Origin of the sequence: Amycolatopsis sp. cmx-11-12, from assembly GCF_046269425.1 — a bacterium.
Taxonomy (GTDB): Bacteria; Actinomycetota; Actinomycetes; order Mycobacteriales; family Pseudonocardiaceae; genus Amycolatopsis.
In genome coordinates this window covers 77,080-98,592 of record NZ_JADNQM010000003.1, presented here as the reverse complement: position 1 = coordinate 98,592, position 21,513 = coordinate 77,080, and the positions used below count along the sequence as shown (strand labels likewise).

Below are 21,513 nucleotides of genomic sequence, written 5' to 3'. Positions count from 1 at the left end.
TCGGCACTGTCACCGAAGCCGTTCCTCACCTTAGGTTCCGGTCATGTCGATCGAAGCCGAGGCGCCACTGCGCCAGGCCCGCAACTCCGCCGCGTTCTGGGCCGCGACCGCCCGGTCCCGCGGCCACGAAGTGATCCGCCGTCGAGGCTTTCTCGCCGTCGCCGGTGACGAGCGCGCGGGACTGCGTGTCCTGATCCAGGAACCCGAGCTCACCACCGAAGAGCTGGCGGAGATCACCGAGCTGGCCGCACGGGCGGCGGGACCGGTGGACGCCGAGGATCCCTTCAGCGTCACCGATCTGCACCATCTCGGGGATATGCGCAGCTGGCAAATGCCCGTCATGCTGCGCCCGCCCGCCCCCGTCGCCGAACCCGCGATGGAGGTGATCCGGGTACACACGGAGACGGACCTGCGGGCGGCCGAACGCGCGGTGATCGCGGGCTTCGAACTCACCCGGTTCGAGCCCTACCGCGCGGGTGAGATGTTCCCCATGGCGCTGCTCGGACAGCCAGGGATCGACGTGTTCGTCGCGCGACTCGACGGCGAAGTCGCCGGGGCGTGCGTCACGGCCGTCGAGAACGGCTTCGGCAGCCACTACTGGGTCGGCACACCGGAAGCCTTCCGCTCTCGCGGCGTCGGACGGGCGGTGATGCTCGCTTCCCTCGCCCCGCTGGGGGATCTGCCGTTCACCCTCACCGGGTCCCGCCTCGGCAGACCGCTCTACGAATCCCTCGGTTTCACCGTCGCCGCACCCTCGACATGGTGGGCCTCTCGCTCCTAGCGCCAGTGCTCCCAGCCACCGTTGTGTCCGTACTGCTTCCCGTCCACCGTCACCCCCGAATCCGGCATGGTCACGACGCCGATCTCGGACCAGCCCTCCGGCAGGTCGGCGAAGGCGGGGAAAGTGGCCGCGAACGCGTGGTCCTCGCCGCCGGTGAGCACCCACTTCAGCGGGTCGGCGCCGAGCGCGGTGCCGACTTCGGTCAGCCTGCTCGACACGTCGAGATCCGCCGTCCGCACGTCGATCCCCACGCCGGAAGCCGAAGCGATGTGGCCGAGGTCGGACAGGAGCCCGTCGGACACGTCGATCATCGACGTCGCGCCGCCGTCGGCCGCGCGGACGCCCGCCTCGTAGTCCGGTTCGGGACAACGCTGCGCGTTGACCACGCTGACCGGTGAGCGGAAACCCCGGCCCAGCACGGCGAGCCCGGCTGCAGCCCAGCCGAGCCGCCCGCAGACCGCGACGACGTCGCCGGGGCGAGCGCCGGAGCGCTTCACCGGTTCACGGCCGCCGAGGTCACCCAAGGCGGTGACACTGATCACGATCTGATCGGCGCGCACCATGTCGCCACCGACGATCCCGACGCCTGCCCGGTCGGCTTCGGCCCACATGCCCTGCGTGAGTTCGGTGACGAGCGACGTCTCGGTGTCCGGCGGGCAGGCGAATCCCATGAGGACGGACGTCGGACGCGCACCCATCGCGGCGATGTCGGTCAGGTTCACCGCGACCGCCTTGCGCCCCACCTGTTCGGCGCTGGACCAGTCGAGGCGGAAGTGAACGCCCTGCACGAGGACGTCGGTGGAGACCACCGTCCGGCCGTCCGGGGTGGCCACGACGGCCGCGTCGTCCCCTGGTCCGAGCAGTGTCGTCTCCGGCTGCTTCCGGCCGGACGTCACCGCTTCGATCAGCCGGAATTCACCGGTCCCGGCGACCGTGCCGTCATTCGGTGACACCCGTCACCTCCACTTTCCCTTGTCCGGACAAATGTCGATCACCGATAGTCGGAAGCCCTAGGTTTTTCCCGGGGCTGGCGATACGTTGCTACAACGTTCCTACCTTGAGCCGACTTTTACGAAGGGGCGCGCCGTGGTTCACGCATACATCCTCATCCAGACCGAGGTCGGCAAAGCCGCCGCGGTCGCCGCGGAGATCTCCACCATCGACGGTGTCACCAGTTCGGAGGATGTCACCGGCCCTTACGACGTCATCGTCAAGGCCGCGGCCGACACCGTCGATCAGCTCGGCCAGCTCGTGGTCGCCAAGGTGCAGAACGTGGAGGGCATCACTCGTACGCTGACCTGCCCGGTCGTGAATCTGTAAGAGATGGTGTAGTGGTCCGGTGGCTGACACGGACACCGGCGCTCCCCCGAGACCACTGCTGATCGCGGCCGCCTGCCTGGCGGTCCTGCTCGTCGCGGGCGTGGCCGTCTTCGGGCTGACCCGCGGCGCGGACTCCATCGCCCCGGCCGCCGACGGCCCCCTCCCGCTCGTCCCGGTCCCGGCGCCGCAGTCGGGATCCCCAGAATGCGCGAAACTCGTCGGCGCGCTCCCGCACGAGCTCACGTCGTCCGGGAACACCCTGGTCCGGCGGAAACTGGCCGACCCCGCCCCCGAGGCGACGGTCGGCTGGGGCACCGGCGACCCGGTGGTCCTGCGATGCGGGCTCGGCAAGCCGCCGGAGCTGACCCGGACCTCGCAGCTGCGGACGATCAACGGCGTCCAGTGGTTGCAGGTCGAGGGCGAGGGCACCGCGACGTGGTTCGTGGTGGACCGGCCCGTCTACACGGCGCTCACCGTGCCGAACTCCGCGGGGACGGGGCCGCTCCAGACCATTTCGGACGTTCTCGCCGCCAACCTCCCCGCGGTGCCGCTGCGCTTCTGATCACGGGACGAGAAGAGTCTTCCCGACATACCGTCGTGCCTCGATGTCCGAGTGCGCGGCGGACGCCTCCGCCAGCGGATACGTCCGGCCGATGATCGGCGTCAGCGTCCCGCCGGCGGCCAGCCGCAGCACCTCCCGCACGCGCCGGGGCGTCTCGGGCCAGAACTCCGGGAGCTGCGCCATGTCCACAATGGTCAGCCGGTTCCGGTCTTCGGCGCCGATCACGGTCTCCGCGCCGCTGGACATGCCGTAGCCGGAGAACCGGCCGCCGTCGGCGAGCAGCGCGACGGCCGACGCGCCGAGGGTTCCGCCGACACCGTCGAACACGACGTCGAACGTGCCCTCTCCGGTGAGCCGTTCGCCCACCGAATAGTCGAGGGGCTCGGCGCCGAGTTTCCTCGCGATGGCCACCTTTTCCTCACCTCGGACCGCCGCGACGACGGTGGCGCCCGCCGCGTGCGCGAGTTGCACCAGCAGACTGCCGAGACCGCCGACGCCCGGCGCCACCAGGATCCGCTCCCCGGCCTGGACCGGGGTCTTCTCCAGCAGCGCCAGTGCGGTGCTGCCGTCGTCGAGCAGCGCGACCGCCTGCTGGGGATCGAGACCCGCCGGGATCGGGAAGACGCCTTCCGGCAGCGCGATGACCGTGTCCGCGTATCCCCCGCCGTAGCCGCCGGACGCGCTGGAGACGACCGGCTTGCCGAGCCAGGTCTCGTCGACTCCCGCGCCCACCGCCTCGACGGTGCCCGCCACCGCGCTACCCGGCACGTACGGCGGTTCGATCCCGAAAACGGTGGGCCCCTCGCCCCGCCGGATGAGGGCGTCGAGCCAGCCGACACCGGCCGCCGCCACCGCGATGCGCAGCTCACCCTCGGCGGGTTCGGGGGTGGGCAGTTCGACCTGTTCGAGAACGCCGGGATCGCCGAACCGGGACACTCTGATGACCTTCATGATCGCAAGGTATGACCTCCAGCAAGGTGGAGGTCAACCACCGAGGACGGCGAGCAACGGTTTGAGCGAGGAGTGGAGCGCTTCTCGCGAGCAACCCGCGTAGCCGATGAGATTCCCGAACACCGTCGGCGTCCCGGCGAAGTGCCGGGCCAGCCCGTCGAGCCGGATCCCGGCGCGTTCCGCCGCCGCCATCCGCGCCGCTTCCTCGGGAGCCGATCCACAAGGGACGACCAGATGCGCGCCCGCGTCGTCGCCGAGTACCGGGATCCCCGCCGACGTCAGCGCGGCCGAAACCAGCGACCGCCGCTCCGACAGTTCTCGCCGGAGCTTCCGCAGGTGCCGTCCCAGATCGCCGTGCCGCGCCAATTCCGCGAGCACCCGCTGACCGGCTGGCGACGGACGCGTTCCGGTCCCTTCGCGGTACTCCAGCACCGCGGCCGCGATCTGGGGCGGCGCGACCATCCACCCCGCGCCCAGCGCCGGGGTGAGGATCTTGCTCGTGGTCCCGAGATGCGCGACGACGTCGGGAGCGAGCGCGGCCAGCAGCGGCAGCGGCGCGACGTCGAACCGCAGCTCGCCGTCGTAGTCGTCCTCGATCACCAGCATGCCCTCGGCGCGGGCGAGTTCGACCAGTTCGACCCGGCGGGACGCGCTCATCCGGCTGCCGAGCGGGTACTGGTGCGCGGGCGAGCAGTACACGGCGCGCACGTCGGCGGGAACGGCGTCCGGGCGCAAGCCCTCCTCGTCGACTCCGACCGCGACGACCGCCATCCCCGCCCGCCGGAACGCCTGCACCGCGCGCTGGTAGCCCGGCTCCTCGATCGCGACCCGGTCGCCGCGCGAGAGCACCGCGCCCGCGAGTTCGATCACCGCCGCCGTCGTCCCGCCGGTGGCCAGCACGGTCCCGGCGGCGAGGCCGCGGTGGCGCAGCAGATGCTCGGAAACGGCGTCCCGATAGGCGGGCAGCCCGGCCCTGTCCTCGCGATAGGTCGGACGCGGATCGGCGGCGGCCCGCCAAGCCCGGCGCCAGGCCGACTTCTCGATGCCGTCGGCCCACGGCACGCCAGGGGTGAGGTCGACCAGCGTGGGCGGCGCGGCGGCCACGCCCGGCGCGAGTCCTTTCGACGGCCTGTCCGCGGGCGGTGTCGTGGTGACGTAGGTGCCGGAGCCGTGGCGGCCCGCGATCCAGCCCTCCGCGTGGAGCTGCTCGTACGCCGCCGACGTCACCGTGCGGCTGACGCCGAGCCGGTTCGCGAGCGCCCTGGTCGAGGGCAACCTGTCGCCGCCGCGCAGATGCCCGTCACCGGCGGCGGCGCGCAACGCGTCGGCCAGCTGGACCGCGAGCGGGACCAGCGAATCGCGGTCGAGACTGACCGGCAGAGCGGTGTCGGACATGCTGTGCTCCGCGCTTCCGGGAAAGTGGACTTCTCAAGTATAGGAGAATTGGCCATTATTACAGGCCACTCTCGTGGGTGAGACTGCTCGCATGTCCACCCCGCTCTCTCCCACCGACCGGACCACTCTCGGCCGCAAGAAGAACCGCGCGCGCACCGACCGCTCGGCGCTGTACGCGGTGCTCGACGAAGGCCTGATCTGCCATCTCGGCGTCGTGCGCGACGGCTTCCCGCTCGTCATCCCGACCGGCTACGGCCGCGACGGAAACACGCTCTACCTGCACGGATCCACCGGTGCGAAGAGTATTCGCGACTCCGACGGCGTCGAGGTCTGCGTCACGGTGACCCTGCTCGACGGCATCGTCTACGCGCGCTCGATCAACAACCACTCGATGAACTACCGCAGCGCGGTGATCCTGGGCAAGGCGGCCATGGTCACCGACCGTGACCAGAAGATGCACGGCCTGCGCGTGCTGACCGACCACCTCGCGCCCGGCTCGTGGGAGCACGCGCGCGATGTCAACGCGAAGGAGTTCGCGTCGGTTTCGGTGCTGGAGCTGGACCTCACCGAGGCGTCGGTGAAGATGCGCGGCGAGGGGCCCGACGATCCCGAGGACGAGGTCGCGGCCGATGTCTCGTGGGCGGGGGTGCTGCCGGTGCGGACCGTGTTCGGGGAGCCGGAGCCTTCGGTGGACCTGGTTTCGGAGTGGGTCGTGCCGGACCACGTGAAGGGGCGGGTCGGGTAGGGCGGTCGCGTGGATGCTGGGCCGTGAAGGCCTCCTTCCCTACCTTCAGAGTAGGCAAGGAGGCCTTCGCTACGTCGCTGACCAGGTGTGGGGCGGAACTCCCGCGACCTCGCCACGCGAAGGGCGCCTTCCCCGCATGGCATGCGGGGAAAGTCCCCTTCAGCCCCCACCCAGGACGAAAGGTGCAATGAAGGACGCTTTCATAGCAAAATTTGCAATGAAAGCGTCCTTCATTGCACGCCGCGAGGGCTTACGAAGGGGGTCGCAGCGGAAGCCGCACGGTGAAAGTCGTCACCCCCGGCACGCTCGCGACCTCGATCGTGCCGCCGTGCGCGGAGACCAGCGACAGCACCACCGAAAGCCCGAGCCCGGTCCCGCCGTTGCCGCGTGTGCGGGCGGTGTCGACCCGGTAGAACCGGTCGAAGATCTGCTCACGCGCCTCCGGCGGGATCCCCGGTCCGGCGTCACTCACCCGCAAGAGGACATCCGAACCCGAGACCGAAGCCGAAAGCGTGACCGCCGTACCGGGCGGCGTGTGCACCGCGGCGTTGGCGAGCAGGTTGTCCAGCACCTGCCGCAGGCGCACCGGATCCGCTTGCAGGACAACACCTTCCGGTAGCGGTCCGATGGTCAGGGGATGCTCCGGGCGACCGGCGGCGAAGGCCTCCCCCGCGTCGGTGATCAGTTCGGCGAGGTCGACGTCGACCAGTCGCAGCGGCGCTTCGGTCTCCGGTGCGTCGAGGCGCGCGAGGAGCAGGAGGTCGTCGACGAGCACGCTCATCCGTTGGGTCTCTTCACGGATCTTCGACAGATGCGCCTCGCGTTCGGCGGGTTCGTTCGCCGCCGCGTAACGGAAAAGCTCGGCGTAGCCCCGGATCGACGTCAGCGGGGTGCGCAGTTCGTGGGAGGCGTCGGCGATGAACCGGCGCAGCCGCTCATTCGCTTCCCGGCGCGCGACCAGTGAGGAATCGAGGTGCGCCAGCATCAGGTTGAACGCCGTCCGCAGTTCCTCGACCTCGGCGCCGTCGCCGTTGGCCCGCGCGCGTACCGGGAGATCGGCGTTCGTGGTCAGGTCGTGCGACGCGATGTCGTGCGCCGTCCCGGCCATGTCGCTCAGCGGCCGCAGCCCGCGCCGCAGCACCAGCCGTCCCGCGATCACCAGCACCGCCAGCGCCAGCAGGAACGCGACGACCTCGACCATCACCAACTGGCTCACCGTCCGGTCCAGGTCCGCCTGCGGCGCGGCGCTGACCAGCACGATGTTCTGGCTCGGCTCGATCGGGCACGCCCGGACGCGGTAGGTGCCCTTGTCCTCGATGTACACGGTGCGCAGAACTTCGGTCCGCGTAGCGTCTTCGGCGACCTTTTCGAGCGCCTTCGTGTCCGGCGGCAGGGAGCCGCCCGACTGCGGCAGCGCGTCGCCGTTCTGCACCGAGAAGACCGCCGAGAACCAGCCGTAGGCCTGCTGCGGTTTCCCGCCGTGCGTGGTGCGCAGCGACGGCACCTGGCTGATCTGGGTCTTGGCGAGCTGCTCGTCGAGCCGGTCGTTCAGGTAGCCCTTCATGATGCCGACCATCACGGTGCCGACGACGGCGAACACGACCAGCGCCAGCACGCCGAGCCCGAGCGCCAGCCGGGTGCCGAGCCTCGACCGGCGCCAGGCGTCGTACCACCGGCGCACTATTTTCATCTCGCCGCCTGCCGGACGACGTAGCCGACGCCGCGCACGGTGTGGATCAGCGGCTCGTGGCCGGCGTCGAGTTTGCGGCGCAGGTGCGAGATGACGAGTTCGACCACATTGGACCGGCCGCCGAAGTCGTATTCCCAGACGTGGTCGAGGATCTGCGCCTTGGTCAGCACCGACGGCGAACGCCGCATGAGGTAACGCAGCAGTTCGTACTCGGTCGGCGTCAGCTCGGCGACGTGGCCGTCGCGGGCGACCTCGCGGGTGTCCTCGTTCATGGTCAGATCACCGACCCGCAGCAGCGCGGCGGGCTTGGCCTGAGTGCTGCTGCGCCGAAGGACGGCGCGCAGCCGCGCCATCAGTTCCTCGACGGAGAACGGCTTGACGAGGTAGTCGTCACCGCCGCGGGTGAGACCAGCGACGCGGTCGGCGGTCGCGTCCTTCGCGGTGAGGAAGACGACGGGCACCGCCGTCCCGGACTCGCGGAGCCTGTCCAGCACGGTGAACCCGTCGATCCCGGGCAGCATCAGGTCGAGCACGACGATGTCGGGCCCGAACTCGGCGGCCCTGGCGAGCGCGGCCTCCCCCGATCCGGCGGTGACGGCCTGCCAGCCCTCGTACCGGGCGACGGTGGCCACCAAGTCGGCGATATGCGGCTCGTCGTCCACCACGAGCAGGCGGACGGGGTTCTCGGTGTGCACGACGTCCATCCTCCGTGACCGCGCGCGCGAGGGCGAGGCGGGAGCGCATACGACAGGAAGCCGACAGCTTGCGCCAAGAAAGGTCACAGGTTGGCACAGGAGGCTCGGCACTGAACCGGATCGGAAGGAACCACGTGTGACAACCATGACGCAGACCGCCGTGAGACCGCGCCCGGCGATCCGTCCCAGGATCGCCGCACGCGCCGGGCTCTTCACCTTCATCGGGGCCAACGTGGCCGCCGTGACCATGCTCTTCTTCGCCGCTGGGCCGTCGGACAACGTCCTCATCAGCATCGGCAGGCTCGCCGGGCTGTACGGGGCGCTGACGATGGCGTTCCAGCTGCTGCTGGTCGCCAGGCTGCCGTGGCTCGACCGCCGTCTCGGCATGGACCGGCTCACCGTCTGGCACCGCTGGACCGGGTTCAGCCTGCTGTGGACGCTGCTCGCGCACTTCGTCTTCATCGTCTTCGGTTACGCGCAGGTCGAGGACAACGGCGTCGTGGACGAATTCGTCACGATGGTGACCAAACTGGAGGGAATCCTGCGCGCGGTCGTCGCGCTCGCGCTGATCCTGCTCGTCGGCGCCGTTTCCGCGCGTTTCGCCCGGCGCCGGCTGGCGTACGAGACCTGGCATTTTCTCCACCTCTACACCTATGCCGCGGTCGTACTGGCGTTCAGCCATCAGATCGCGCTGGGCGGATCGTTCGCGTCGTCGCCGGGAGCGCAGGCCTACTGGTGGGCGGTGTGGGGTGTCGCACTCGGCTCGGTGGCCGCCGGCCGCGTGGTGCTGCCGCTGGCGCGGAACCTGCGTCACCAGTTGAAGGTCGTCGCCGTCGTCCCCGAATCCCATGACGTCGTCTCGGTGTACATGACCGGCAAGCACCTCGACAGGATGCCCGCGAGGGCGGGCCAGTTCTTCCTCTGGCGCTTCATGACCAGGGATCGCTGGTGGCAGGCCAATCCGTTCTCGCTTTCGGCCGCGCCGGACGGCCGGACCCTGCGGCTGACCGCGAAGGCCGCCGGTGACGGCAGCGCGTCGTTGCGGTCGCTGAAGGTCGGCACACGGGTGTTCGCCGAAGGGCCGTACGGCGCGTTCACCACGCTGCACCAACGGAAACCGGACGCGCTGCTGGTCGCGGGCGGCGTCGGGATCACACCGATCCGCGCGCTGCTGGAGGAGATCTCCGGACACGTCGTGGTGCTCTACCGCGTCCGTACCCAACTTGACGCCGTCCTGCTGCCGGAGCTGCGGGGACTGGCACAGGCGCGCGGCGCCGTCGTCCACGTCCTCAGTGGACCGTCCGATCAGGCCGGTCCGCACGGCCCGCTGCTCGGCGCGCACAACTTGCGGCAGATGGTCCCGGACGTCCGGGACCGGGACGTCTTCGTCTGCGGCCCACCCGGGATGACCTCGGCGACGCTGCGCAGCCTGCGCGAACTGGGCGTGCCGAACCACCAGGTCCACGCCGAACGTTTCAGCCTCGCCGCCTGAGTCAGGGAGTCCCGATCATGAAGAAGACCATCGTCGCCGCCACGGTCGCCCTTTCGGCCGCCGGCTTCCTCGGTGTGTGGCTGTACGAACCGGGTCCGCTCGGTTCGGAGACCGTGGCCGTCGCCGCACCCGCCCCGTCATCGTCTACTTCGGACGGTGGCGCGTCCGAAGGATCCGAACGCACCATCGACGGCTCGGTCGAAAGCAACCGCTACGGCACGGTGCAGGTACAGCTGGTGATCTCGGCCGAGGACAAGATCTCCGAGGTCCGGCTGCTGAAGCGGCCGACCAGCGGGCGCGGTGTGGACGCGATCCCCGTGCTTCAGCAGGAGACGCTGACCGCGCAGAGCGCCGACATCGACACCGTCTCCGGGGCGACTTCGACCAGCGAGTCGTACGTCGACTCGCTACAGGCGGCGCTGGACGCCAGATGAACCGGGTCGAGCACGCGATCGACGGCGTTTTCGGCTGGCTGCGGGAGGTCGACGCCCGGTTCAGCCCATTCCGGGCCGACAGTGAGGTCTGCCGTTACGACCGCGGCGACCTCGCGCCGTCGGAACTGAGCGACGACCTGCTCGAGGTGCTTTCGCTGTGCGATCACTACGAACGGCTGTCCGGTGGGGCGTTCACCGCCCGGATTCCCGGACGGCGGCTCGACCCGAACGCGGTGGTCAAGGGCTGGGCGGTGCAGCGGGCGGCGGGACTATTGCGGGCCGAGGGCCTTGACATCTTCTGTGTCAACGCGGGTGGGGACGTGGTCACCTCCGGCGAACCGGAACCCGGCCGCGCCTGGCGGGTCGGCATCCGGCATCCCGAACGGCCCGACGCGATCTGCGCCGTGGTGGAATCGTCCGGCGGCGCCGTCGCGACGTCGGCGGAATACGAACGCGGCGCGCATATCCTGGACGGGCGGACCGGGCGACCGGCGACCGGGCTGCTGAGCGTCACGGTCGCCGCCGACGACCTCGTCACGGCGGATTCGCTGGCCACGGCCACTTTCGCGATGGGAACCGAAGGGATCGCCTGGGTCGCTTCGCAGCCGGGTTGCCAGGTGCTGATCATCGACGCGGAACGGCAGGTGCACCGGTCGCCGGGGCTGCGGCTGGCCTAAACCGCTGGCCGGGATTCGAGGGTTCGGGCAGACTGCGACGTCATGACCTGTGTCGTACAGAATTTCTTCTTCGACTGCGCCGACGCCTACGAACTCGGCCGGTTCTGGAGTGGCGTCGTCGGCAAGCCGATGGCCGACGACGACGTGCCCGGCGACCCCGAAGCGATCATCGAGATGGACAACGGCGTGACCCTGTTCTTCGGACAGGTTCCCGAACCCAAGACGGTGAAGAACCGGATCCACCTCTGCCTGGAGCCCGACATCCCGCGCGACGAGGAGGTGGAACGCCTGCTGGCGCTGGGCGCGACCATGCAGCACGACCGGCGCAAGCCGGACGGCACCGGCTGGGCCGTCCTCGGCGACCCCGAAGGCAACGAATTCTGTGTGCTGCGCAGCGCCGCCGAAAAAGCCGCGACGGCGTGAACGAGTACCTCACCCTCAATCGCGCGAACTGGGACGAACGCGCTCCGGCGCACGCGGCGTCGGCGGACTACGGCTACGAACGGTTCGTGAACGACCCCGCGCATCTCAGCGGTGTGGTCACCTTCGACCGGCCGCTGCTCGGCGACGTCTCCGGTGCGCGCGGCGTCCACCTGCAATGTCACATCGGCACGGACACGCTTTCCCTGTCCCGCCTCGGCGCGCGGATGACCGGACTCGACTTTTCCGCACCGGCGCTGGAGATCGCGCGACGGCTGGCCGCCGAGACGGGCGCGGGGATCGACTACCACGAGTCCGATGTGTACGGTGCCGCCGACGTGCTGGGCGCCGGGGAATTCGACCTCGTCTACACCGGAATCGGCGCGATCTGCTGGCTTCCCGACATCGCCCGCTGGGGACAGGTCGTCGGCTCGTTGCTGAAGCCGGGTGGGCGGCTGTTCATCCGCGACATGCACCCGATGCTGGGGACCCTCGACGAGACGCAGCCACTGATCACGCCGCACTACCCGTACTTCGAGCAGGCCGAGCCGCTGGTGTTCGACGAGCCGGGGACCTATGTGGACACTGACGTGTCGTTCGAGCAGAACCGGACGCACGAGTGGAACCACGGGCTGGGCGAGATCGTCACGGCGCTGCTCGACGCGGGGCTGACGCTGACGAAGCTGGTGGAGCACGACAGTGTGCCGTGGAACGCGCTGCCCGGCTTCATGAGCCTGGACGCCGCGACGGAGGAATGGCGGCTGGCGAAGGATCCGCAGCGGCTGGCCGCGAGCTTCACCATCGAAGCGTTCAAACGCCCCTGAGTCCCGGGCGTCCGGCGCAATTGGTCACCTGAATGCGCCGGACCCCAGGCTCGTGAAGATCGCAAGTAGGTGACTACTTGCGGCGAGATTGGCCCACTTTGAAGAATGACGGAATGTCGAGCGATCCCCGACGGCCCCTTGTCGCCGTCGCCGCACTGGGCGGCACCATTTCCATGGTCCCCGGCGACGGCGAAGACCACGCGGTCCCCCGGCTCACCGCGGCCGATCTGCTCGGCGACCTTGGCGAAAACCTGGCGATGGACGTCCGCGCGGAGACGCTCGCGGGGATTTCCAGTGCGTCGATGGACTTCGCGACGCTGATCAAGACCCACGACTGGGCCGCGCGAGCCGTCGACGAAGGCGCGAAAGGCGTCGTCGTGGTCCAGGGCACGGACACGCTCGAAGAGACCGCGTACTTCTTCGAGCTGACGTGGGCTTCCGAGGCGCCGATCGTGATCACCGGCGCGATGCGCAACCCCAGTCTGCCCAGCGCCGACGGCGCGGGGAACCTGCTCGCGGCGCTGACCGTCGCCGCCGAGCCCCGCAGCCGGGGCCGCGGTTCGCTGGTCGCCTTCAACGACGACGTCCACCTGGCCCGCTGGGTCCGGAAGGCGCATTCGAGCCACGTCGAGGCGTTCTCCTCTAACCCCGCCGGGCCGCTCGGACTGCTCGCCGAGGGCGCGGTGCACTACTTCCACCCGGTCGCGGACCGCCCGCCGGCGTTGTCGCTCGAGAACGCGGATTTCTCCGGGCTGGTGCCGATCGTCGAGAGCGGCGTCGAGGACACCGGCGAACTGCTGGAGACACTGGTCAAGGCCGGGGTCAAGGGTGTGGTGCTCGCCGCGAACGGCGCCGGGCACGTTTCGGCCGGATCCGCCGACGTGATCGAGCGGGTGTTGCCGGAGGTGCCGATCGTGGTCGCCGGGCGCACCGGCGCCGGGCCGACATTCCGCGGTACCTATGGCTTCCGCGGTTCGGAGTCGGACCTGATCGCGATGGGCGCGACCATGGCGGGCTGGCTGGACCCACGAAAATCCCGGCTCCTGCTGCACACCCTGCTCGCCACCGGTGCCTCGCGAGACCGCGTCGAAGCCGAATTCCGCCTGCGCGGCGACCTCACCTAGCCTCATCTGCCGCAATTCGGCACCTACTTGCGGTCCTTGCACACACAACTACCGCAAGTAGGTGCCGAATTGCGGAGGGGGTTAGTCCCGGATCGGGCCCGAGATGGGGTCCAGGTGGTACGGGCGCATGGCGCGGGGCTGGTGCCGGTAGACGTGCACGCTGACGGCGGGATCCGGGCCCTCGTTGCGCACTTCGTGGATGTAGCCGGGACCGAAGACGCGTGACTGGCCCGCCGACAGCGAATGCAGTTCCGTCACCGCCCGCCCGTCGGACGCGCGCCGGGCGACGGTCTCGCTCAACTGCCCGCTGACGACGGTGAACGCACCCGCGGCGAATTCGTGGTCGTGCAGGTCGGTGTGCTGGCCGGGCAGCCAGCTCATCAGCCAGACCTCTTGCAGTTCGTCGCTGTCGACGAGTGCGGAGAACCGCTCCTCGGGGTCGTAACGCAGCAGGTGCCGCCAGCGGTCACGGTCCGCCGCGAACTCGATCGCGACGCGCACCGGGTGACGCAGGGCGGGGTTTTCGGGAATGACGAGCGTGTTGTCCGGGACGGCGAACATGAAGGAGTCCTCGCAGAAGGAAGATGGTGTCTAGCTGGGCCGGGGCGGGTTCACCGACAACAGGGACACGACGCACACGCGACAGCGCCAAGACCCGAGAGGCCCCGCGACACAGTCATCCCACGTGCGAACATGCCCTCAGCGAACCAGTGCGGAGCCCGGCGGTCAACCGATCTCACACCGTGGACCGTGAGTTCTGCACCTACCGACCATGCTGGCAGCACGAATCGGACCCGGTCTGTCGCGATCCTGCGGTCTTGCTCAGGACCACTCGTGCTTCTGCGACCGGCCGAGCAGCTCGGCTCCGGCACGCCGCGGGTCGACCCCTTCGTGGCACACGCGGTGCATCGCGTCGGTGATGGGCATGTCGACGCCGAGGCTCAGCGCGAGTTCCCGGATCGACGTGCACGATTTGACGCCCTCGGCGACCTGCCCGCCCCCGGCGTCCAGCGCCTGCTGCAAGGTCTCGCCACGGCCCAGCCGCTCACCGAAGGTCCGGTTGCGCGACAACGGCGACGAACACGTCGCCACCAGGTCGCCGACGCCGGCGAGCCCGGCGAAGGTCAGCGGGTCGGCCCCGAGTTTCGCGCCGAGCCGCGCCATCTCGGCCAGCCCGCGGGTGATCAGCGTCGCCATGGTGTTGGTGCCGAGTCCCATCCCGGCCGCCATCCCGCAGCTCAGCGCGATGACGTTCTTGCACGCGCCGCCCAGTTCGCAGCCGACGACGTCGGTGTTGGTGTACGGCCGGAAGTACTGGTTGAAACTCGCCTGCTGGATCGCCTTGGCGTTGTCGTGGTCCGTGCACGCGAGCACCGCGCCCGACGGCTGCCCCAGCGCGATCTCCTTCGCCAGGTTCGGCCCGGAAACGACCACGATCTGGCCGTCGTCGACCCGCGCGATCTCGGCGATGACCTCGCTCATCCGCTTGAGCGTGCCCAGTTCGACGCCCTTCGCGAGGCTCACCAGGATCGTCCCGGACGGCAGCAGACCGGACCACTCCGACAGATTGGTCCGCAGGGTCTGGCTCGGCACCGCGAGGACCACGGCCTGCGCGCCGTCGAGCGCCTCGGCCGGATCCGCCGTCGCGGTGATCCGCTCCGGCAGCTCGATATCGGGCAAATAGGATGAATTGCGATGCCGGTCCCGGATCTCTTCCGCGACCTCGGGCCGTCGGGCCCACATGGTCACGTCACGGCCTGCATCGCCGAGAACCTTGGCGAACGCCGTCCCCCACGACCCCGCGCCGAGCACGGTCAGGCGCTGGACCTCGGCGGCGGTTCCGGCCATCAGGCGTCGTCCTCCGGCTTCTTCGCGGGCGGTTCCTCCTGGCGGATCTCCGCGAGCAGGGCGGTGATCTCGGTCATCATCAGGTCGGTGACCTCACGCAGTTTGGACGCGCTGCGCGTCGACCCGTCCTTGAAGGCCGACAGGTCCATCGGCTCCCCGACCAGATGCGTGATCTTCTTGCGCGGGAACGGTGTGAACTTCTTCGTGTAGCCGTTGAAGATGTGGTTCGTGCCCCAGCGGGCGATCGGGATCACCGGCACGTCGGTCTCCAGCGCGAGCCGCGCGGCACCGGTGAACGGCTTCTTGGGCCAGCCGTCGGGGTCCTTGCTGATCGTCCCCTCGGGATAGATCACGACGATCTTGCCGTCCCGCAGCGCCTGGTGGGCGGCCTTGAGGCTGTCGCCCGCGGCGGCCGAACCACGCGAGACCGGGATCTGGCCCGCGCCGACGAAGATCTTGCCGAAGACCGGCGTCCTGGTCAGGGCCTCCTTGCCGAGGAAACGCGGCACCCGCTTCTGGCGGTGCACGAACACCGCGTCCACCGCCGGGTCCATATGGGACACGTGGTTGAGCAACAGCAGCGCGCCGCCTTCGCGGGGGATCCGCTCGGCGTTGCGGTAGACCCGCTTGCCGATGGCCGTCGCCGGGTAGAACAGTGCGGCGGCGATGCCAACCCAGATGCCGCCCTTCTCACGCCGGGCCAATTCGTCCTCCTCGAAGTCACACGTGTCGTCCCAGGCCACTGATCCTGCCGCGCGCACGCGAGCGCGGTCCAGGGAGGGTCGGGTAAGAAGAGAGATGTGGACAGTGTGGGCATCGACCTGATCGTGCCGATGAAACGCCCGGCGGAGGGCAAGTCGCGGCTTCGCGGCGCGGTCGTGCCCGAGCGGCACGCCGAACTGGTACTGGCGCTGGCCTACGACACGCTGTCCGCGGCGACCTCGGCGGACGGGGTCCGCCGCGTACTGGTGATCGCCGCCGACCCGGCGTCGGTGGCGGATCTCACCGAACTGGGCGTCGAGATCGTCGCCGAGCCGTCGCGAGGCGGGTTGAACGCGGCGCTGCGGCACGGCGCGGAGTTACTGCGCCGGGACACGCCGTCCGGTCTCGTCGGTGCCTTGCAGGCCGACCTGCCCGCGCTGCGGACCGAAGACCTCACCGCCGCGCTCGCCGAAGCCGCCGGAGATCGGGCATTCGTCGCCGACCGGCAGGGAACGGGCACCACGCTGTTGCTCTCGGGCGCGGGCCGTCCACTGGAACCCCGGTTCGGCGGGGGTTCCGCGCGGGCGCACACCGCGTCCGGTGCGACCCCGCTCACGCTCGCGGCGGGATCGCTCCGCGCCGACGTGGACACCGCGGATGATCTCGCTCACGTCCGCACCCTGGGTGTCGGAAAGCGCACTTCAACGCTGTTGGAGACACCCTGCGTGGTGATGTGACGAGAGTTCACCCCGGCGACCCGCGCGCGGTGCACATAATCGGGCCGAGTGGTGAACAATGAGCCCGTGAGCACAAATGACGGCGGCACCCCGAACTCGGCAAGGAAGCGGAAGACCTCCGCCGCGAAACCGGAACCCGACAACGGCGCGACCAAGCCCGTGCGGGCGAGAAAGACCAGTCCCGCGCCGAAGAGCAACGGCAGCACTCACCGCACTCCCCGCGCGACCCGCGGCGGGGCGGCGAGCCGTCCCGCGCAGGAGTTCCGCGCGCTGCCCGCCGCGCCTCCCGCGGTGACGTCCGCGCCCACCGCCGTCGAGACACTGCCCGACGACCGGTATTTCAACCGTGAGCTGTCATGGCAGGACTTCAACGCGCGCGTGCTCGCGCTGGCCGAGGACGAATCGCAGCCGCTGCTCGAACGCGGCAAGTTCCTGGCGATCTTCGCGTCCAATTTGGACGAGTTCTACATGGTGCGGGTCGCCGGGCTGAAGCGCCGCGACGAGACGGGCCTCCCGGTCCGCAGCGCGGACGGGCTCACCCCGCGCGAGCAACTGGCGTACATCGCCAAGCGCAACCAGGATCTGGTCGAGCGGCACACGAACGCCTTCGAGCTGCACCTGCGGCCGCAACTGGCCGACGAAGACATCCACATCGTCGGCTGGAACGACCTCACCGGCGCCGACCAGCTCCGGCTGTCCAACTACTTCAGCGAGCAGATCTTCCCGGTGCTCACACCGCTGGCCGTGGATCCCGCGCACCCGTTCCCCTACATCTCGGGCCTTTCGCTCAACCTCGCGGTCACCGTCCGCGATCCGGAGGGCGGCACCGAACGGTTCGCGCGCGTCAAGGTGCCGAGCAACGTGCCGCGCCTGATGCGGATCGAGCAGCAGCCGAGGGAAAGCCGCACCGGAACGTTCCTTCCGCTGGAGGAACTGATCTCCGCTCATCTCGGCGAGCTGTTCACCGGGATGGAGGTCACCGAACACCACGTGTTCCGGGTCACCCGCAACGCGGACTTCGAGGTCGAAGAGGACCGGGACGAAGACCTGCTCCAGGCACTGGAACGGGAACTGGCCCAGCGCCGGTTCGGCCCGCCGGTGCGGCTCGAAGTCGCGCAGGACATGAGCGAGCACATGCTCGAACTGCTGCTGCGCGAACTGGAGGTCGACCCGCGCGACGTCGTCGAGGTCCCCGGTCTGCTGGACCTGACCTGTCTGCACCAGCTTTCCGGTGTCGACCGGAAGGAACTCAAGGACCGGCCGTTCGTGCCCGCGACGCATCCCGCGTTCGGTGAACGCGAGACGCCGAAGTCGGTGTTCGCGACGCTGCGCGAAGGCGACGTCCTCGTGCACCACCCGTACGACTCGTTCTCCACCAGCGTCCAGCGGTTCATCGAACAGGCCGCCGCGGACGACAAGGTGCTGGCGATCAAGCAGACGCTGTACCGCACCTCCGGCGACTCCCCGATCGTCGACGCGCTGATCGACGCCGCCGAGGCAGGCAAGCAGGTCGTCGCGCTGGTCGAGATCAAGGCACGGTTCGACGAGCAGGCCAACATCACCTGGGCCCGCACGCTGGAACGCGCGGGCGTGCACGTGGTCTACGGGCTCGTCGGGCTGAAGACGCACTGCAAGGTGTCGATGGTGGTGCGCCAGGAGGGTTCGACCATCCGCCGCTACTGCCACATCGGCACCGGCAACTACAACCCGAAGACCGCGCGCCTCTACGAGGATCTCGGCATCCTGACCGCCGACCCGACGATCGGCGCGGACCTGACGGATCTGTTCAACGTGCTCACCGGGTACTCCCGCCAGGACACCTACCGCAACATCCTCACGTCGCCGCACGGGATCCGCCGCGGCATCGTGCGCGCGATCGGCGAGGAGATCGAACTCGCCCGCGCCGGCCAGACCGCCGGCATTCGGATCAAGTGCAACTCGCTCGTCGACGAGCAGATCATCGACGCGCTGTACCACGCTTCGCAGGCCGGAGTGCCGGTCGACATCGTCGTGCGCGGCATCTGCGCGCTGAAGCCGGGTGTGGAAGGGCTGAGCGAGAACATCCACGTGCGCTCGATCCTCGGCCGTTTCCTGGAACACTCGCGCATCTTCAACTTCCGCGCGGGCGACACGCACTGGATCGGCAGCGCGGACATGATGCACCGCAACCTCGACCGCCGGATCGAGGCCTTGGTCCGGGTCAAGGATCCGAAGCTGACGACGCAACTGGACTACATCTTCGAATCCGCGCTGCATCCGGCGACCCGGTGCTGGGTGCTGAACTCGACCGGCGAGTGGACCCCGTTCCCGGCCAGCGGTGACGACGTCCGCGACCACCAGGTCGAACTGGCGAAACGGCACGGAGCCGCCGGATGAGTGGGGTCGTGCGGGCGGCGGGAGCCGTCCTCTGGCGCCGGGACGGGGACCGGGTCGAGGTCGCGCTGGTCCACCGGCCGCGCTACGACGATTGGTCGCTGCCGAAGGGAAAGCTGGATCCGGGCGAGACCATCGCGCGGGCCGCGGTCCGGGAGATCGAGGAGGAGACCGGGTTCGAGGCGGTGCTCGGCCGGTATCTGTTCCGTACCGAGTACACCGTGGCGGGAGCGCCGAAAACCGTCGACTACTTCTCCGCGCACGCGGCTTCCGGCGCGTTCGCGCCGAACGAAGAAGTCGACGAACTGCGCTGGCTCGACGCGGAGACCGCGGAGAAACTGCTGACACGGCCGGGGGACGTGCGGGTGCTGCGCGAGTTCTCCGCGCTGCCGCCCGAACTCACCACGGTGATCCTGGTGCGGCACGCCAAAGCCGGTAAACGTGACGAGTGGAACGGCGACGACGACCTGCGGCCGCTTTCGGACGCGGGCCAGCGTCAGGCCGAGGCACTGCGTTCGTTGTTGCGGCACTACGCGCCGGACAGGGTGCTTTCGGCGCCGCGGCTTCGTTGCGTCCAGACGGTGAACGGGCTCGCCGAAGATCTCGAAGTCGAGATCCGGCACGAGCCGCTGCTGTCGGAAGAGGGCTACTGGCCGGACCCGGTGCTCGGTGTCGCACGGTTGCTGGCCATCGCCGGCGACGGCGGGACACCGGTGATCTCCAGCCAGGGCGGCGTGATCCCGGACGTCATCAGCGCGCTGGCCGATCGCGACGGTGTCGAACTGCCCGCCGCGCGCGGTGGTGTGGTGCCGTCGAAGAAGGGTTCTTTCTGGGTGCTGTCGTTCCGGGCGCCGACCGAAGAGGATGGGCCGGTGCTGGTGGCGGCGGACTATTTCGCGTCGCCTTTGCCCACGCCCGCTCCCGCGCATCCCTGACGTTTTGTCCGTGAAGGCCCCCTTCCCGCGAGTCGGGGTGGCGTGATGTTCCCAATGCCTCATTGGAGACGCTGAGTGTCTCCAATGAGGCATTGGGAACACGGACAGACTGCTGCCCCGGGGGTCGCGAGTGGCGATCAGGGTCAGGGCCAAGAGTGTTGGCGGCTGGGTCGGGCCCCCAAGTACATGAAGGCCCCCTTCCTTGCGCTAGGCGCCAGGGTCCCGGCAAAGTCGCAGAGCTGCTGGCTGGCGTCGTTTTGGCATCGGGACCGGGCATTGCCGGGCGAACGTGGCGTGTCGCGAAAGCCACTTTCGGGACGTCTGGTGTCCCGAAAGTGGCTTTCGCGACACGAGCATCGTGGCAATATGCACGATTTTCGGGCGAAGCCGTAAGTCCCTGATGCCCCACCTGATCGGCCGGTATACGACTTTGCCGGGACCCTGGCGCTAGGCGCAAGGGGGCCTTCATGTACTTCAGACGGCAACGGGCCGGTACCGAGTGGCCGCGGTTCGGAAAGCGACTCCCCCACGTGGGTGACGTACCTCTACTCCGCCCGTGTCCAAAGCGAAGCAAAGCCCGCCGGGTCCGAAGTGCTTGCGAGTAGGCGGATCCGCCGCGAAGTGAGTTCCGCCACCGCGCCGGGGTTCGGTCTCGCGGGGCGTTGTCCAGCGGCAACAGCCCAGTGCGGACGATCGTCGCTCCACTGTGGAGGGCGGTTCGGCGAACGGGACGATGCGCCATCGGGGTGATCGGGGCGCCCGCGCGGTTCTACGAAGAGTGGTTCCGTTCCGAAGCGACCGCCCTAGGCGCGGCACATTCGTCCACAGACCGCCGCTGATCCGTTCCGGGTCCCTTTTCCCCGGACGCCCGCTCTCAAGGGCGTTGAGGGGCAAGGAGACGGTCGCAGCGCACTGACCCCGACTGGGCCCGCTCCCAAAAATGCGGCAGGGCCCCGCGCGATAACGCGGGGCCCTGCCGTTGGCTCGCTCTGGAAGAGGGAGCTTACTTCTTCTTCGCGGCCGCCGAAGTGCGCTTGGCCGGAGCCTTCTTCGCGGGAGCCTTGGCGGCAGTCGCCTTGGCGGCCGGCTTCGCGGCGGCCTTGGTGGCGGTCGCCTTCTTGGCCGTGGTGGCGCGAGTCGTGGCCTTGGCCGCGGTCTTCGGCGCCGCCTTGGTGGCGGTCGTCTTCGCGGCGGCCTTGGTCGCGGTCGCCTTGGCGGCCGGCTTCGCAGCCGTACGCGTCGTGGCGGCGGCGGCGCGGGTCCGCGTGGTGGTGGTACGCGTCGCGGCCGGGCGGCTGGCGGCCGTCCGGGTCGTCGTCGCGCGGGTGGCGGCGGCCCGAGTGGTGGTGCCGGCGGTCGCGCGCTTCACAGCGGTGGCCTTCGGCAGCTTCTTCGAACCGCTGATGACGTCCTTGAAGGTCGTGCCGGCGCGGAAAGCGGGCACGTTGGTCTTCTTGACGCGAACGGTCTCACCGGTGCGCGGGTTCCGCGCGGTGCGGGCGGCGCGGGCGCGCTTCTCGAACACACCGAAGCCGGTGATGTTCACCTTCTCGCCCTTGTTGACCGTCCGGATGATGATGTCGACAAGGCCATCAACGGCCTCCGACGCGACCTTCTTGTCGCCCAGGCGCTCCGACAGCGCCTCGATCAGCTGGGCCTTGTTGGCCATTCCAGTCCTCCAAGAAGAACTTGTTGTACACGGCCCCGTCGGCCGACTTAGCGCACACGGTATTACCAATGCAGCACAAATTCCAAACGACGCGCGGAAATTTCCCTTGCCTCGGGGGCGGTTCCGCCTCTTGAGGGAC

The 21,513-nt window shown here is 69.4% G+C and carries 22 protein-coding genes; 13 read left to right on the top strand and 9 right to left on the bottom strand.

Annotated features, from left to right (window positions below):
• The first annotated feature begins 43 nt into the window (after positions 1-43).
• Complete coding sequence (locus ACLARN_RS05005) at positions 44-781, top strand: GNAT family N-acetyltransferase (protein WP_409490098.1); 738 nt, start codon at positions 44-46, stop codon at positions 779-781.
• Here the strand turns inward: ACLARN_RS05005 and ACLARN_RS05000 are convergent.
• Positions 778-1,734 carry a thiamine-phosphate kinase gene (locus tag ACLARN_RS05000; RefSeq protein WP_409490097.1) on the bottom strand — a complete coding sequence of 319 codons (957 nt, stop codon included), beginning with the start codon at positions 1,732-1,734 and terminating at the stop codon, positions 778-780. The two genes, ACLARN_RS05005 and ACLARN_RS05000, sit on opposite strands and share 4 nt — an antisense overlap.
• Before the next feature lie 133 nt (positions 1,735-1,867).
• On the opposite strand from ACLARN_RS05000, the gene ACLARN_RS04995 reads away from it, so the two are divergent.
• Together ACLARN_RS04995 and ACLARN_RS04990 are read left to right on the top strand one after the other, a co-directional pair.
• Positions 1,868-2,101: an Lrp/AsnC family transcriptional regulator gene (locus ACLARN_RS04995; RefSeq protein ID WP_409490096.1), complete on the top strand. Its 234-nt coding sequence runs from the start codon at positions 1,868-1,870 to the stop codon at positions 2,099-2,101.
• A gap of 19 nt (positions 2,102-2,120) precedes the next feature.
• Positions 2,121-2,663: a DUF3515 domain-containing protein gene (locus ACLARN_RS04990; RefSeq protein WP_409490095.1), complete on the top strand. Its 543-nt coding sequence runs from the start codon at positions 2,121-2,123 to the stop codon at positions 2,661-2,663.
• On the opposite strand, the gene ACLARN_RS04985 is transcribed toward ACLARN_RS04990, so the two are convergent.
• Both ACLARN_RS04985 and ACLARN_RS04980 read right to left on the bottom strand, forming a co-directional pair.
• On the bottom strand, positions 2,664-3,614 hold the full coding sequence (locus ACLARN_RS04985; RefSeq protein ID WP_409490094.1) for a zinc-binding dehydrogenase: 951 nt from the start codon (positions 3,612-3,614) through the stop codon (positions 2,664-2,666).
• Positions 3,615-3,647: 33 nt separating this feature from the next.
• Complete coding sequence (locus ACLARN_RS04980; protein WP_409490093.1) at positions 3,648-5,009, bottom strand: PLP-dependent aminotransferase family protein; 1,362 nt, start codon at positions 5,007-5,009, stop codon at positions 3,648-3,650.
• A 91-nt stretch (positions 5,010-5,100) separates the two neighbouring features.
• Between ACLARN_RS04980 and ACLARN_RS04975 the strand changes: the two genes are divergently transcribed.
• The gene (locus tag ACLARN_RS04975) at positions 5,101-5,754 is read left to right on the top strand and encodes a pyridoxamine 5'-phosphate oxidase family protein (RefSeq protein ID WP_409490092.1); all 654 of its coding nucleotides are present in this window, start codon (positions 5,101-5,103) and stop codon (positions 5,752-5,754) included.
• Positions 5,755-6,004: 250 nt separating this feature from the next.
• On the opposite strand, the gene ACLARN_RS04970 is transcribed toward ACLARN_RS04975, so the two are convergent.
• On the bottom strand, positions 6,005-7,444 hold the full coding sequence (locus tag ACLARN_RS04970) for a sensor histidine kinase (RefSeq protein WP_409490091.1): 1,440 nt from the start codon (positions 7,442-7,444) through the stop codon (positions 6,005-6,007).
• On the bottom strand, positions 7,441-8,139 hold the full coding sequence (locus ACLARN_RS04965) for a response regulator transcription factor (RefSeq protein ID WP_409490090.1): 699 nt from the start codon (positions 8,137-8,139) through the stop codon (positions 7,441-7,443). Before ACLARN_RS04965 ends, ACLARN_RS04970 begins: the two co-directional genes overlap by 4 nt.
• A gap of 145 nt (positions 8,140-8,284) precedes the next feature.
• Here ACLARN_RS04965 and ACLARN_RS04960 point away from each other — a divergent pair, with 145 nt between their 5' ends.
• From ACLARN_RS04960 to ACLARN_RS04935, 6 genes are all read left to right on the top strand, one after another.
• The gene (locus ACLARN_RS04960) at positions 8,285-9,631 is read left to right on the top strand and encodes a ferric reductase-like transmembrane domain-containing protein (RefSeq protein ID WP_409490370.1); all 1,347 of its coding nucleotides are present in this window, start codon (positions 8,285-8,287) and stop codon (positions 9,629-9,631) included.
• Positions 9,632-9,648: 17 nt separating this feature from the next.
• Positions 9,649-10,065, top strand: a complete 417-nt coding sequence (locus tag ACLARN_RS04955) for an FMN-binding protein (RefSeq protein ID WP_409490089.1) — start codon at positions 9,649-9,651, stop codon at positions 10,063-10,065.
• A complete protein-coding gene (locus ACLARN_RS04950) occupies positions 10,062-10,742 on the top strand; it encodes an FAD:protein FMN transferase (RefSeq protein WP_409490088.1) in 681 nt (226 codons plus the stop codon). Before ACLARN_RS04955 ends, ACLARN_RS04950 begins: the two co-directional genes overlap by 4 nt.
• Positions 10,743-10,784: 42 nt before the next feature.
• A complete protein-coding gene (locus ACLARN_RS04945; RefSeq protein WP_409490087.1) occupies positions 10,785-11,165 on the top strand; it encodes a VOC family protein in 381 nt (126 codons plus the stop codon).
• Positions 11,162-11,986, top strand: coding sequence for a class I SAM-dependent methyltransferase (locus tag ACLARN_RS04940; RefSeq protein WP_409490086.1), 825 nt, complete (start codon positions 11,162-11,164; stop codon positions 11,984-11,986). Before ACLARN_RS04945 ends, ACLARN_RS04940 begins: the two co-directional genes overlap by 4 nt.
• 113 nt (positions 11,987-12,099) lie before the next feature.
• A complete protein-coding gene (locus ACLARN_RS04935; protein ID WP_409490085.1) occupies positions 12,100-13,110 on the top strand; it encodes an asparaginase in 1,011 nt (336 codons plus the stop codon).
• Between the two features lie 81 nt (positions 13,111-13,191).
• Here the strand turns inward: ACLARN_RS04935 and ACLARN_RS04930 are convergent, their stop codons facing one another.
• From ACLARN_RS04930 to ACLARN_RS04920, 3 genes are all read right to left on the bottom strand, one after another.
• The gene (locus ACLARN_RS04930; protein WP_409490084.1) at positions 13,192-13,671 is read right to left on the bottom strand and encodes a cysteine dioxygenase; all 480 of its coding nucleotides are present in this window, start codon (positions 13,669-13,671) and stop codon (positions 13,192-13,194) included.
• A 261-nt stretch (positions 13,672-13,932) separates the two neighbouring features.
• Entirely contained in the window at positions 13,933-14,958 is a 1,026-nt protein-coding gene (locus ACLARN_RS04925; protein WP_409490083.1) for an NAD(P)H-dependent glycerol-3-phosphate dehydrogenase, read from the bottom strand.
• Complete coding sequence (locus ACLARN_RS04920; RefSeq protein ID WP_409490082.1) at positions 14,958-15,701, bottom strand: lysophospholipid acyltransferase family protein; 744 nt, start codon at positions 15,699-15,701, stop codon at positions 14,958-14,960. Before ACLARN_RS04920 ends, ACLARN_RS04925 begins: the two co-directional genes overlap by 1 nt.
• A 66-nt stretch (positions 15,702-15,767) precedes the next feature.
• On the opposite strand from ACLARN_RS04920, the gene cofC reads away from it, so the two are divergent.
• The 3 genes from cofC (at position 15,768) to ACLARN_RS04905 (ending at position 19,705) form a co-directional block, all read left to right on the top strand.
• Positions 15,768-16,397 carry a 2-phospho-L-lactate guanylyltransferase gene (cofC, locus tag ACLARN_RS04915; RefSeq protein ID WP_409490369.1) on the top strand — a complete coding sequence of 210 codons (630 nt, stop codon included), beginning with the start codon at positions 15,768-15,770 and terminating at the stop codon, positions 16,395-16,397.
• 66 nt (positions 16,398-16,463) lie between these two features.
• Positions 16,464-18,773, top strand: coding sequence for an RNA degradosome polyphosphate kinase (locus tag ACLARN_RS04910; RefSeq protein ID WP_409490081.1), 2,310 nt, complete (start codon positions 16,464-16,466; stop codon positions 18,771-18,773).
• Positions 18,770-19,705, top strand: coding sequence for an NUDIX hydrolase (locus ACLARN_RS04905; RefSeq protein ID WP_409490080.1), 936 nt, complete (start codon positions 18,770-18,772; stop codon positions 19,703-19,705). The genes ACLARN_RS04910 and ACLARN_RS04905 overlap by 4 nt, the downstream gene beginning before the upstream one ends.
• Positions 19,706-20,708: 1,003 nt before the next feature.
• Here the strand turns inward: ACLARN_RS04905 and ACLARN_RS04900 are convergent.
• Positions 20,709-21,374, bottom strand: coding sequence for an HU family DNA-binding protein (locus ACLARN_RS04900; RefSeq protein WP_409490079.1), 666 nt, complete (start codon positions 21,372-21,374; stop codon positions 20,709-20,711).
• Between the last annotated feature and the right edge of the window lie 139 nt (positions 21,375-21,513).